This window comes from Pseudomonas sp. SDT291_1_S447 (genome assembly GCF_054070155.1).
Genome location: NZ_JBSVXS010000157.1, coordinates 1 through 9,924, shown reverse-complemented (window position 1 = coordinate 9,924; position 9,924 = coordinate 1). Strand labels below are relative to the sequence as shown.

Sequence of the window (9,924 nt, the reverse complement as noted above, 5' to 3'; positions counted from 1 at the left end):
TTCGACTGCGCCGGAAGTGGGGCGAATTATAGACATCTGAAATCTGCCGTCAACCCTTAATTTAGCTTTTCTATCGATCAGTTGAAAAACGCCTCTTCTATATAGACGTAACTCGATCGAGTGCGCAGTATATTGCCCAACACCAATAATAATGCCTTGCTCTCACCTTGGACGATGCCACGCAATGAATGACCAGCCACGATCTCTTGCCTCAATGCTGTTCCCGGTTGGCCTGCTATTAATAGCCATGGCGTCGATACAGTCCGGCGCCTCTCTGGCCAAAAGCATGTTCCCCATCATTGGCGCTCAGGGAACCACCACGCTGCGCCTGATCTTCGCCAGCGTGATCATGCTGTTGATACTGCGTCCATGGCGCGCCAGGTTAACCGCCAAATCATTGCGCACGGTCATTGTCTATGGCATGGCATTGGGCGGTATGAACTTCCTCTTCTATATGTCATTGCGCACGGTGCCGTTGGGAATTGCCGTCGCCCTCGAATTTACCGGGCCACTGGCCGTAGCCATCTATGCGTCCCGCCGCGCCATCGACTTTCTTTGGATCGCCTTGGCCGCCGCCGGCTTGATGTTGCTGATACCAACAGGCGCAACCAGCGCTGGAATCGATCTGGTAGGCGCCGGGTATGCACTGGGAGCAGGTGTCTGCTGGGCGCTATACATTCTGTTCGGCCAGAAGGCTGGTGCCGATAATGGTGTAACGACTGCAGCATTAGGAGTAATGATTGCAGCACTGTTCGTGGCCCCTATCGGCATCGTGCATGCAGGTGCCGCCCTGTTGACTCCCTCCCTGATCCCGATTGCCATCGGTGTTGCCATCCTGTCCACCGCCCTGCCCTACACACTGGAGATGGTCGCCCTCACCCGCCTGCCTGCACGCACGTTCGGCACATTGATGAGTATCGAACCAGCCTTCGGAGCGTTATCGGGCCTTCTGTTTCTGCATGAATTCCTCACACTGTCACAATGGATGGCGATCCTCTGCATTATTCTGGCATCCGTCGGCGCCACCATGACCATGGGTAGCGCTGCGAAACCCGCCATCGCGGCTGATTGAAAGAGGTTTTTACGAAGGTCTGGCAATTGGCGCGCATTTAGGCCATGTTTAGACCCGTAACCCAATGCCAGACATGGATTTTTTCGGACAGGGATTTCAAAACGCTTAAAGCGCAAGCGAACACAGGCAAACCCGAGCGTCAGACTCGTGGCCGCTATAAGGACGGTAATGAAACGAATTTTGATACTGATCGCCATACTGGCTGTTGCGGGTTGTGCGGCGACTTCGGAAACTCAGGTAAAACGCGGGAAAAAAGGGCTGCACATCAACTGCTCCGGGCTATCGTCCTCCTGGGACAAGTGCTACGCCAGTGCCGCCAGTGCCTGCTTGCCGAAAGGCTACAAGGTCATCGCCAAATCCGGTGACGCCGTGGAAGAACCCGGCGACTACCCGTTCGGTCTCAATCCTGCGGGCTACACCAGTCGCAGCATGATCGTTATCTGCAAATAGATCAGCGCTGCGCGGCAATCTGCCGGCCGATCTCTTCATGGCTGGACTTCAGCACAGCTTGCTGAACGTCCGGCGTAGCCAACATGCGCGCTACCACCAATGCCCCGACGCATTGCGACAATACCGACCACGCCAGGGTCTCGCTTTCCAGTATCTGCGCCCAACGCGCCTGAAGCCGACAAATCCACAGCTCGGCCTGTTCGCGCACCTGCACATCCGATCGGGCAATTTCTGCCCCCAGCGCCGGCAACGCGCAACCGGCCTCAGGCTGTTCTACGTGGGCCATGCTCAGATAGTGTTTGAGACAGCGCGCCAGTCGCTCACGATCCTGCGTACCCTCGCCTCCCAGTCGCTCAAGGCTTTGCCCCAACTCACGCTCGACGATGGCGGTGAACAACGCATCCTTTGACGAAAAGTGACTGTAGAACGCCGCACCACTCAATCCGATAGCCTTCATCAAACCATCGACGCCCACCGTGGAAAACCCCGAGCGCTTTGCTGACAGCGCGCTGCTCTGCAAGAGTTTTTCCCGGGTTTCCAGCTTGTGACTGGCGGAGTAACGCATGTGTTTGCCCTCGAATCGACTGCCTTGACGTTGCCTGAATCCTAGCATAACGTTCGTTCACTTAACGATCGTTTACTAAAGGGACTCACCCATGAATAACAAGAAGGTCGTATTGGTGGTTGGCGCTGGCGACGCCACGGGCGGAGCGATTGCCAAGCGTTTTGCCAGTGAGGGATTCGTCGCCTGCGTCACCCGGCGCAGCGCCGACAAATTGCAACCGCTGGTGGACGCAATCAAGGCTGAAGGCGGCGAAGCCCATGGTTTTGCCTGCGATGCGCGCAAGGAAGAAGACGTCATCGCCCTGATCGAAGACATCGAAACCCGCCTCGGTCCGATCGAAGCCTTTGTGTTCAATATCGGCGCCAACGTGCCGTGCAGCATTCTCGAAGAAACCGCTCGCAAGTATTTCAAGATCTGGGAGATGGCCTGTTTCTCTGGTTTTCTCAATGCCCGCGAAGTGGCCAAACGCATGGTCACGCGCAATCGCGGCACGATTCTTTTCACCGGTGCCACCGCAGGACTTCGCGGCGCATCCGGGTTCGCTGCTTTCGCCGGGGCCAAACACGGTATCCGCGCACTGGCGCAAAGCATGGCGCGGGAACTGGGGCCGATGAACATCCACGTCGCCCATGTGGTGGTCGATGGTGCGATCGACACCGACTTCATCCGTAACAGCTTCCCCGAGAAGTACGCCACCAAGGATCAGGACGGCATCCTCAACCCCGAGCACATTGCCGAGAACTACTGGTATCTGCACAGTCAGCCACGGGATGCCTGGACGTTCGAGCTGGATCTGCGCCCCTGGAACGAACGCTGGTAAGACCCCTGCCATAACAATAACGACAGAGACGCGAAAATGACCAAAACCGTGGAGTTCTATTTCGACCTCGGCAGCCCTGCCACCTATCTGGCCTACACCCAGTTACCGAAGATTTGCGCCGAGACCGACAGTGAGCTGATCTACATTCCGATGCTGCTGGGTGGCGTGTTCAAGGCGACCGGCAACGCATCGCCGGCGATGATTCCGGCGAAGGGTCGGTATATGTTTGAGGATCTGGACCGCTACGCGAAACGCTACGGGGTACCGCTGACATTCAATCCGCACTTCCCGATCAACACACTGATACTGATGCGTGCGGTCACTGGCATCCAGTTGCGTCAGCCAGAACGCTTTCAGGCGTTTATCGATTGTCTGTTCACGGCGCTATGGGTTGAAGGCCGCAGCCTGGACGAAACCGAGACAGTCGCTGCCGTGCTGAGTGAACACGGTTTCGATCCGCTTGAAGTGCTGGCACTGACTAACGACGAGTCCGTCAAAGCCGTACTCAAGGACAACACCGAGACCGCGGTTAAACGCGGCGTGTTCGGCGCGCCCAGCATGTTCATCGGCAATCAACTGTTCTTCGGCCAGGATCGGCTCGACTTTGTTGAAGAAGCCTTGCGCCAAGGCTAGGCGATCATTCAGGCGCTGGTAACAGCGCCTGAATTCCACCTGATCAGATGGCGACAGTGCGGCTGTTCAGCCATTCCAGCGCGGCACCGTCAAGTAACGGGCTCAGGCGCTCACGCACTTGCGCGTGATAGTCGTTGAACCACTGCTTCTCTTCCTCCGTCAGCAGCGCTGGCAGCAGGCAACGCGTGTCGATCGGGCACAGCGTCAAGGTTTCAAACTTGAGAAATTCACCGAACTCGCTGCTGCCCGCCTCGCGGTTCATCGCCAGGTTCTCGATACGCACGCCCCAACGGCCCGGACGGTAGGTGCCTGGCTCGATCGAAGTGATCATCCCCGGCTGCATGGCCGTTTGCGGTGCAGGCGCGGCCTGATACGCAATTACCTGTGGACCTTCATGGACGTTGAGGAAGTAGCCAACGCCGTGACCCGTACCGTGACCGTAATCCACGCTGTCGGCCCAGATCGGCGCGCGGGCAATGGCGTCAAGCAGCGGCGAGAGAATGCCTCTCGGGAACTGCGCACGCGACAGCGCAATCACGCCCTTCAACACGCGCGTGCAATCGCGCTTCTGCTCTTCGCTCGGCGTACCGACCGGCACCATCCGCGTGATATCCGTGGTGCCGCCCAGGTATTGACCGCCCGAGTCGATCAGCAACAAGCCGTCGCCCTCGATCACCGCGTGCTCTTCTTCGGTAGCGTGGTAATGCGGCATGGCGCCGTTGGCGTTGAACGCGGCGATGGTGTTGAAACTCAGCGATACATAATCCGGACGACGCTCACGAGCAGCGGTGAGCTTCTCGTCGATGGTCAATTCGGTAATGCGTTCGCGGCCCCAGGCCGATTCCAGCCAGGCGAAAAACTCGCACAGCGCCGCGCCATCCTGCTCCATCGCTTTGCGGATATGTTCAGCGTCCGCTTCACTTTTCTGCGATTTGGCCAACGTGGTCGGGTTCAGGCCTTCGACCAGCTTCACCGTGCTGTCGAGGTTATCCAGCAAGCCGCTGGTAACGCGCGCCGGGTCGACCAACAGGCTCGCGCCACTCGGCACGTCACGCAGGGCATCAGCGACTTCTGTGTAATCACGCAGCGTTACACCATCCGTCTCCAGCACCGCGCGCAAATCTGCGTCGACCTTGCTCAGCGCTACGAACAACGTGGCCTGGTGCTGACCGATCAAGGCAAATGAAACAAACACCGGGTTGAACGACACATCGCCACCGCGCAGGTTGAACAGCCAGGCGATGTCGTCGAGGGTAGCGATAAAGTGCCAATCAGCCCCGCGCGCTTGCAAGGTTTCGCGCAGCTTGGCGAGTTTCTCGCCACGGCTGACGGTCGCTTGCGGTGGCAGATGCTGATAGATCGGTGCATTCGGCAGGCTCGGGCGATCGCTCCAGACGTCCTGCAGCAAATCGATGTCAGTGCGCAGACGTGCACCGCGTGCTTCCAGTTTGCTGCTCAGGGTACGCGCTGAGGCCACGGCCATCACCGCACCGTCAACCGCGACCACGCCACCTTCCGGTGTCTTCTCGGCCAGCCAGTCCAGCGGGCTCGGCTGACCCGGTTGCAATTTGACCAGTTCAATGCCGCTGCCCTTGAGCTCCTTGGTCGCCTGTTCCCAGTAACGACTGTCGGCCCAGACACCGGCGAAATCAGCGGTGACAATCAAAGTGCCAACCGAACCATGGAAGCCCGACAACCACTGCCGGCCCTGCCAGTAACCCGGCAGATATTCCGACAAGTGCGGGTCGGCGGACGGCACCAACAGTGCGTGAATGCCTTCGCGGCGCATCAGTTCGCGGGTCTGCGCCAGGCGCTGGGGCACCGATCCTTCGGTCGAGGTCTGGGTACTCATCATGTCTCCTGCTAATCACTTCATCGTTATTGTTCGTAGCCGTGAGTCGGCTGGTTTAAAGCCCTGTCGCCCAGAATGCCGGAGCACTGGCGCAGGCGGTCTTGATCAGTTGAACGGCCTTGTCGACATCTGCGGCGGTGGTGAAACGGCCGAGGCTCAAGCGAATGGTGCGACCGGCCAGATGCGCGTCATGCCCAAGCGCCAACAGCACGTGGGATGGCGTATTACTGGCGGAGTTGCAGGCCGAGGTCGCGGAAAAAGCGATCGAATGGCTCAACGCTGCGCTGTTGAATTCGCCCTCACTGAAGGTCAGGCTCAAGGTGTGCGGAATGCGCTGAGTGGCGCAGCCATTGAGGCGCACGCCCGGCAGGCTGAGCAGTTGTTCGAGCAAGCGTTCGCGCAGTGCGACGATGGTTTTTTTCTCGGCATCGAACGCCTCGGCGGCCAAGGCAAATGCTGCGCCCATCCCGGCAATCTGGTGCGTCGCCAAGGTTCCGGAGCGCAAACCACCTTCGTGACCGCCGCCGTGAATCTGCGCCTGCAACCGTTGCTGCGCCCGCGGGCCGACATACAGCGCGCCGATGCCTTTGGGGCCGTAAAGTTTGTGCGCGGAAAACGACATCAGATCCACCGGCCATTGCGCCAGATCGATGGCCACCTTGCCGGCGCCTTGCGCCGCATCGACGTGAAACAACGCCTCACGGCTACGCACGACTGCGCCGATCGCTTGAACATCGTTGACCGTGCCCAACTCGTTGTTGACCAGCATCAGCGACACCAGAAAGGTGTCCTCACGCATGGCTTCACTGACCGCTTGCGGCGTGATCAGGCCATCGGCGTCCGGCACCAGATAAGTCACGGCGATGCCGGCGTCCTGCAATTGGCGGGCGGTATCGAGGATGGCTTTGTGTTCGATCTGACTGGTAATGATGTGGCCGCCGGACACCCCGCGCGCCTGCGCCACGCCTTTGAGGGCGAGGTTATTTGACTCGGTGGCACCGGAGGTCCAGACGATCTGTTCGGCATTGGCGCCGACCAGTTCGGCGACTTGCCGGCGGGCCTGCTCGACCGTGTGTCGGGCTTGCTGGCCGAACGCGTGGGAGCTGGAAGCCGGGTTACCAAAGTTACCGTGAAACCCCAGACACTCGATCATCACCTGGATGACCCGCTCGTCAACCGGGGTGGTGGCGGCGTAATCGAAATACAACGGACGTGTGTTCATAAAAGACTCGCAGAGCGTGTTCCGGGATCAGGAGGCTCGTGTCTGCAAACGGTACGGCGCAGCCTTGTGAGCTGCGCGTCGGTTCGAGAGCGTCATCAATACCTGATCGGATGCCGTTAAAGAAGAACAACTTCATTCAAAGTGCGTAGGAACGCTCCTGAAGTCGAGCTTAACAGGCATCCGGCCTGCGGTTGAAGCGATGCGTCAGCTAAAGCTTTCGAGAAGTAACGGGTACAGCGAAATCACCAACAGTGCCGCCATGCCCCAGTTGAACACGCGCAACCAGCGCGGATCCTTCAAGACATTGCGCAGCAATGTGCCACACGCCGCCCAGACGCCGACACTCGGCAGATTGATGATGGCAAACACCGCTGCAATCACCACGACATTAGTGAAATAACCCTGCATCGGCGTGTAGGTGCTGATGGCGCCGATGGCCATGATCCACGCCTTGGGATTGACCCACTGAAACGCAGCCGCGCCGAGGTAGCTGATCGGCTTCGCCTCGCCTGCGGCGCTGTCACCGACCGGTCCCGAGTGAGCGATTTTCCACGCCAGATACAGCAGATACGCCGCGCCGACATAACGCAGAACCGTATAAAGAATCGGATAGCTCTGAAACACCGCGCCGAGGCCAAAGCCCACGGCCACCACCAGAACGAAAAAGCCACAGGTAATTCCGAGCATATGCGGGATGGTGCGGTTGAAGCCGAAGTTAACCCCCGATGCCAGCAACATGGTGTTGTTCGGCCCCGGCGTAATCGAGGTGACAAGGGCAAACAGGGCAAAGCCCAACAGCAGGTCAAGCGAGAGGGTCATGGCAGGCAATCCATCAGGGTCATTCAGGTGTTGACCCTATCCCACACCGCCCGGCAAGCCCACGGACAGTTGGGTAAAACTTCCACCAGTACAGTTTGTTTTCAGCTAGGACGACCGTGCAGCTGTACGGCACGTTCGGCACTCATTTCAGCTTTCTTGTCGAACTGCGACTGACCAAGCAATTGCGCTTTTTTCGCGTGGTATTCGTCGAAGGACAAGCCGCTGCGGTTCAGCGCTTCCATCGCCAATTCGCGGGATTCTTCATCGGTGTAAGGGCGCAGTTCCGGCGAAACGTGTCCGGCACAACCGGCGAGTACGGAGACAGCGAGCAACAGGGAAACAGTCAGTAAACGATTCATGGGAGCGTCCTGGCGAACAATGGGGAGTCGATGGACAAAGGCTACGCCCGGGCACGCTCACGCAGAAATCAACGCTTTCAATAGTGGCTATCAGGAATTCGACACAAACCGCCGTATATCTCCTAACGATCTATAAATATCGATTAACGTTCTTTTACGGAATAACAAACTGCCTTTATAAATCGATCCATGCGCTGAGCACTGTTGCTCCAGCAACTGTTGCTCAGCCAACACCGATTCAACAAAACGCCCCGCTACTCACAGGGGCGACCGCCACGCTAGCGCTCAACGCCTTGTAAACCGAGGCTTGCAGGAATTGGTACAGCGCTTGCTCAGACCCGGTGACTCATTCACTGCTCGCTGAGCAACTGTTGAAAAAGGAAATGATCATGTCGCGTCCCCTGAAAGTCGTCGCCCTCTCCGGCGGCACCTGGCGTCCGTCCCGTACCTTGGTGCTGACCCAAGCCTTGCTCGCCGAACTGGCCGGGCACTTGACCATCGAAAGCCATTTGATCGAACTCGGTGATATCGCCCGCCCGCTCGGCGGCGCTCTGTCGCGCCAGGAACTCAGTGCCGAGGTTGAAGCCGAGTTGCAGGCCATTGAACAGGCCGATCTGCTGATCGTTGCCGCGCCGGTTTATCGCGGTTCCTACCCGGGTTTGCTCAAGCATCTGTTCGACCTGATCGACCTCAACGCCCTGATCGACACGCCGGTGCTGCTCGCCGCAACCGGCGGCAGCGAGCGCCATGCGTTGGTGCTCGATCACCAGTTGCGCCCGCTGTTCAGCTTTTTCCAGGCCATGACGTTGCCAATCGGCGTGTACGCCACCGAAGCCGACTTCGCCGATTACCAGATCACCAGCGAACTGTTGAAGGCGCGCATCCGCCTCGCCGCCGAACGCGCAGCGCCGCTGTTCGCCACCCAAATCAAACCTTTGCTGAAAATCGCCTGAGGAGCCGTTCATGGATGTTTTCTGGTTCCTGCCGACCCACGGTGATGGCCACTATCTGGGCACCACCCAAGGCGCGCGCCCGGTCACTCTCAATTATCTGAAACAGGTGGCGCAGGCCGCCGATAGCCTTGGCTACCACGGCGTACTGATTCCCACCGGGCGCTCCTGCGAGGACTCGTGGGTGATCGCCTCGGCACTGGTGCCGTTGACTGAACGCCTGCGTTATCTGGTGGCAATCCGTCCGGGGATCATTTCGCCGACGGTTTCGGCGCGGATGGCTGCAACCCTTGATCGGCTGTCCAACGGGCGCTTGCTGATCAACGTGGTGACCGGCGGCGATCCGGACGAGAACCGTGGCGACGGCAGCTTCCTCAGTCACGCCGAGCGCTATGAGGTCACCGATGAATTCCTGAAGATCTGGCGTCGCGTGTTGCAGGGCGAGGCGGTGGATTTCGACGGTAAACACCTGAAGGTACAGAACGCCAAGGCGCTGTATCCGCCGGTGCAGAAACCCTATCCGCCACTGTACTTCGGCGGCTCCTCCGATGCCGCACATGATCTGGCCGCCGAGCAAGTCGATGTCTATCTGACCTGGGGCGAACCACCGGCCGCTGTCGCGGCAAAACTCGCCGATGTGCGCGAACGCGCGGCGCGGCATGGCCGCAAGGTGAAGTTCGGTATCCGCTTGCATGTGATCGTGCGCGAGACCGCCGAAGAAGCCTGGAAAGCCGCGGACAAACTGATCGAACACATCAGCGACGAGACCATTGAGGCCGCGCAAAAATCCTTCTCGCGGTTCGACTCCGAAGGTCAGCGGCGCATGGCGGCGTTGCACGATGGCCGTCGCGACAATCTCGAAATCGCCCCTAACCTGTGGGCCGGTGTCGGTCTGGTGCGCGGCGGTGCCGGGACGGCGTTGGTGGGTGATCCGCAGCAAGTGGCGGCGCGGATCAAGGAATACGCGGATCTGGGCATCGAGAGTTTCATCTTCTCCGGTTACCCGCATCTGGAAGAGGCTTACCGCTTTGCCGAGTTGGTGTTCCCGCTGCTTCCCGAGCCTTACGCGAGTCTGGCCGGGCGTGGCGTGACCAATCTGACCGGGCCGTTTGGCGAAATGATTGCCAATGATGTGCTGCCCACAAAAGCCTCGGCGTAAACCGGATCTCTTGTGTAGGAGCT

Annotated in this window: 11 protein-coding genes; 6 read left to right on the top strand and 5 right to left on the bottom strand. The window is 59.1% G+C overall.

The features are described from left to right. Positions 1 to 184 precede the first annotated feature (184 nt). A complete protein-coding gene (gene rhtA / locus ACW9IR_RS26855; RefSeq protein ID WP_110720978.1) occupies positions 185 to 1,072 on the top strand; it encodes a threonine/homoserine exporter RhtA in 888 nt (295 codons plus the stop codon). Positions 1,073 to 1,240: 168 nt separating this feature from the next. Next, positions 1,241 to 1,522: a hypothetical protein gene (locus ACW9IR_RS26850; RefSeq protein ID WP_095120409.1), complete on the top strand. Its 282-nt coding sequence runs from the start codon at positions 1,241 to 1,243 to the stop codon at positions 1,520 to 1,522. A 1-nt stretch (position 1,523) separates the two neighbouring features. On the opposite strand, the gene ACW9IR_RS26845 is transcribed toward ACW9IR_RS26850, so the two are convergent. Further along, on the bottom strand, positions 1,524 to 2,087 hold the full coding sequence (locus ACW9IR_RS26845; protein ID WP_102901998.1) for a TetR/AcrR family transcriptional regulator: 564 nt from the start codon (positions 2,085 to 2,087) through the stop codon (positions 1,524 to 1,526). A gap of 91 nt (positions 2,088 to 2,178) precedes the next feature. Here ACW9IR_RS26845 and ACW9IR_RS26840 point away from each other — a divergent pair, with 91 nt between their 5' ends. Both ACW9IR_RS26840 and ACW9IR_RS26835 read left to right on the top strand, forming a co-directional pair. Next, complete coding sequence (locus tag ACW9IR_RS26840) at positions 2,179 to 2,907, top strand: SDR family oxidoreductase (protein WP_457465650.1); 729 nt, start codon at positions 2,179 to 2,181, stop codon at positions 2,905 to 2,907. A 36-nt stretch (positions 2,908 to 2,943) separates the two neighbouring features. Next, positions 2,944 to 3,540 (top strand): 2-hydroxychromene-2-carboxylate isomerase, encoded by a 597-nt coding sequence (locus ACW9IR_RS26835; RefSeq protein ID WP_457465648.1) that lies wholly within the window; start codon positions 2,944 to 2,946, stop codon positions 3,538 to 3,540. Between the two features lie 43 nt (positions 3,541 to 3,583). Here ACW9IR_RS26835 and ACW9IR_RS26830 read toward each other — a convergent pair whose 3' ends face one another. From ACW9IR_RS26830 to ACW9IR_RS26815, 4 genes are all read right to left on the bottom strand, one after another. Next, on the bottom strand, positions 3,584 to 5,392 hold the full coding sequence (locus ACW9IR_RS26830) for an aminopeptidase P family protein (protein ID WP_457465646.1): 1,809 nt from the start codon (positions 5,390 to 5,392) through the stop codon (positions 3,584 to 3,586). Between the two features lie 55 nt (positions 5,393 to 5,447). Further along, positions 5,448 to 6,614: an aminotransferase class V-fold PLP-dependent enzyme gene (locus tag ACW9IR_RS26825; RefSeq protein WP_457465644.1), complete on the bottom strand. Its 1,167-nt coding sequence runs from the start codon at positions 6,612 to 6,614 to the stop codon at positions 5,448 to 5,450. A 204-nt stretch (positions 6,615 to 6,818) separates the two neighbouring features. Beyond that, positions 6,819 to 7,433, bottom strand: a complete 615-nt coding sequence (locus tag ACW9IR_RS26820) for a LysE family translocator (protein WP_007917549.1) — start codon at positions 7,431 to 7,433, stop codon at positions 6,819 to 6,821. 101 nt (positions 7,434 to 7,534) lie between these two features. Further along, positions 7,535 to 7,792, bottom strand: coding sequence for a hypothetical protein (locus ACW9IR_RS26815; RefSeq protein WP_093434993.1), 258 nt, complete (start codon positions 7,790 to 7,792; stop codon positions 7,535 to 7,537). 389 nt (positions 7,793 to 8,181) lie between these two features. Here ACW9IR_RS26815 and msuE point away from each other — a divergent pair, with 389 nt between their 5' ends. Next, positions 8,182 to 8,745 carry an FMN reductase gene (msuE, locus tag ACW9IR_RS26810; RefSeq protein WP_016985421.1) on the top strand — a complete coding sequence of 188 codons (564 nt, stop codon included), beginning with the start codon at positions 8,182 to 8,184 and terminating at the stop codon, positions 8,743 to 8,745. A 10-nt stretch (positions 8,746 to 8,755) separates the two neighbouring features. Further along, on the top strand, positions 8,756 to 9,901 hold the full coding sequence (ssuD, locus tag ACW9IR_RS26805; protein WP_457465641.1) for an FMNH2-dependent alkanesulfonate monooxygenase: 1,146 nt from the start codon (positions 8,756 to 8,758) through the stop codon (positions 9,899 to 9,901). The last annotated feature ends 23 nt before the right edge of the window (positions 9,902 to 9,924 follow it).

Coding starts and splice junctions, on each gene's coding strand:
- rhtA (WP_110720978.1), top strand. CDS start 185: ATGAATGACCAGCCACGATCTCTTGCCTCAATGCTGTTCCCGGTTGGC.
- ACW9IR_RS26850 (WP_095120409.1), top strand. CDS start 1,241: ATGAAACGAATTTTGATACTGATCGCCATACTGGCTGTTGCGGGTTGT.
- ACW9IR_RS26845 (WP_102901998.1), bottom strand. CDS start 2,087: ATGCGTTACTCCGCCAGTCACAAGCTGGAAACCCGGGAAAAACTCTTG.
- ACW9IR_RS26840 (WP_457465650.1), top strand. CDS start 2,179: ATGAATAACAAGAAGGTCGTATTGGTGGTTGGCGCTGGCGACGCCACG.
- ACW9IR_RS26835 (WP_457465648.1), top strand. CDS start 2,944: ATGACCAAAACCGTGGAGTTCTATTTCGACCTCGGCAGCCCTGCCACC.
- ACW9IR_RS26830 (WP_457465646.1), bottom strand. CDS start 5,392: ATGAGTACCCAGACCTCGACCGAAGGATCGGTGCCCCAGCGCCTGGCG.
- ACW9IR_RS26825 (WP_457465644.1), bottom strand. CDS start 6,614: ATGAACACACGTCCGTTGTATTTCGATTACGCCGCCACCACCCCGGTT.
- ACW9IR_RS26820 (WP_007917549.1), bottom strand. CDS start 7,433: ATGACCCTCTCGCTTGACCTGCTGTTGGGCTTTGCCCTGTTTGCCCTT.
- ACW9IR_RS26815 (WP_093434993.1), bottom strand. CDS start 7,792: ATGAATCGTTTACTGACTGTTTCCCTGTTGCTCGCTGTCTCCGTACTC.
- msuE (WP_016985421.1), top strand. CDS start 8,182: ATGTCGCGTCCCCTGAAAGTCGTCGCCCTCTCCGGCGGCACCTGGCGT.
- ssuD (WP_457465641.1), top strand. CDS start 8,756: ATGGATGTTTTCTGGTTCCTGCCGACCCACGGTGATGGCCACTATCTG.